1 protein-coding gene and 1 pseudogene are annotated in these 1736 nt (G+C 49.1%); one reads left to right on the top strand and one right to left on the bottom strand.

Annotated elements, in window-relative coordinates:
* Positions 1–1091: aspartate aminotransferase (locus RMO35_RS21515; RefSeq protein ID WP_309744122.1), on the bottom strand; the 1091-nt coding region annotated here is incomplete at its 3' end.
* 230 nt (positions 1092–1321) lie between these two features.
* Here RMO35_RS21515 and RMO35_RS21510 point away from each other — a divergent pair.
* Positions 1322–1736: pseudogene (locus RMO35_RS21510) on the top strand (hypothetical protein); the annotation flags it as partial.

Raw genomic sequence — 1736 nt, 5'->3', positions numbered from 1 at the left:
CCACCAATGCCGAACGCATTCCCAGGCGTAAATACCACACCCGTGCGTTGCAATACCATCAGTGCAAAATCGGTAGAATTCCAACCCACAGCACAGGGAATCCACAGATACATTGTGGCTTTGGTGGGTTTAATCTTCCAGCCTAATTTAGCCAACCCTACAATCATAAAGTCCCGACGTTCACGGTATCGAGTTTGAACTTGGGTGACGTATTCATCGGGGAGTTCTAGCGCAGTTTGAGCAGCGGTTTGGAGCGCGGAAAAAATACCGTAGTCGAGGTTGGTTTTGAGCTTGCGGAGTCCCTGAATAATTTGGCTATTACCGACGACAAAACCGACACGCCAGCCCGCCATATTGTAGGTTTTGGAGAGCGTATGGAACTCGACCCCGATTTCCCTAGCTCTGGGGATTTCTAGCAGGCTGGTGGGCTTGTAGCCATCAAAGGCGAGTTCTGCGTAACAAAGATCGTGGACTAGCATGATCTTGTACTCGTGGGCAAAGGCAACGACATCCTCAAAGAAGGCGCGCGAAGCAGTAGCACCAGTCGGATTGCTGGGATAGTTGAAGAAGAGAATTTTGGCTTTGCGGGCGACATCTTCGGGAATATCATTGAGATCGATTTCCCAGTCATTCTCCGGTTTGAGGATAATATTATGAATCTTAGCACCCGCGATCGCAGGCCCCCGAAAGTGGACGGGATAGGCGGGACTGGGTACCAGGACTGTATCGCCAGGGTTGATATAAGCGAGCGCTAGATGTCCTAAACCTTCTTTAGAGCCGAGCAGCGGTAAAGCTTCACTGTTGGGATCGAGGGTAACGCCATAGCGGCGATAATACCATTTGGCGATCGCGCCCCGAAAATTGGCGGTACCTTCAAAAGGCGGATAACCATGATTGGTGGCTTCATCAAGCGCATCTTTGGCTGCCGCAATGACTGGTGCTGGCGCAGCACCGTCTGGGTTGCCCATCCCCAAGTCAATCAGATCGATACCCTGGCGACGAGCATTTGCTTTGAGTTCATCTAACCGAGCAAATACATATTGGGGTAACGATTGGAGGCGTTCGGCAGGACTAATCCAGTCTAAGGTCATTGTCTATAATTGTTAATGCAGTTCAATCTGTTGGCATCCTTCGGCTCGCGGGATGAGGCAACGGTTCCGCTTTGTCTCATCCGACTGGATCGGTGATGAGTAATCTCCCCAGTCGAGAATTCGATCGAAGTGCGTGTATCTAGAATATCAGGTTCGACCGCGCTTGCTATGATTCGATTGTGCAAAGCCCACACTTTACGAACGATTGGAAACTTCGCAGCACCCGATCTTTGCTGGCTAGTCTAGATCGCAGGTCTTCAACAGATCGGGCAACTTTATTGCTATTCGATCGTCTTGTCTCTATATCTCAGCTCACCGCTTACTCAAACAGTACCATGCCTAAGTTCTCGATCTTTATTCTAATCGGCATTGGCACGGTCGCCATGACATTTTTTGTGCCTCAATTTCCCGGAGCTGCTAGGGCAAGAAAGCTTAAAGCTTGTGTCGATCCGCTGCCGATTGCCAAACGGGTAGTGCTGACACTTAAGGCTGATAAAAAACAGATGGAGAACAATAAAACTGTCTTCCGACCGATTGCCGAAAAAGCGACTGTGAAGCCTGGAGATATTATTAAATACACCGTAATTGCCAAAAATAATAGCCGCTGTCCACTCAAGAATTTAATTCTCAAGCAACCGATTCCTA

The sequence above is a fragment of the Chamaesiphon sp. OTE_20_metabat_361 genome (genome assembly GCF_031364565.1).
This window is presented reverse-complemented; position numbering and strand designations above follow the sequence as displayed.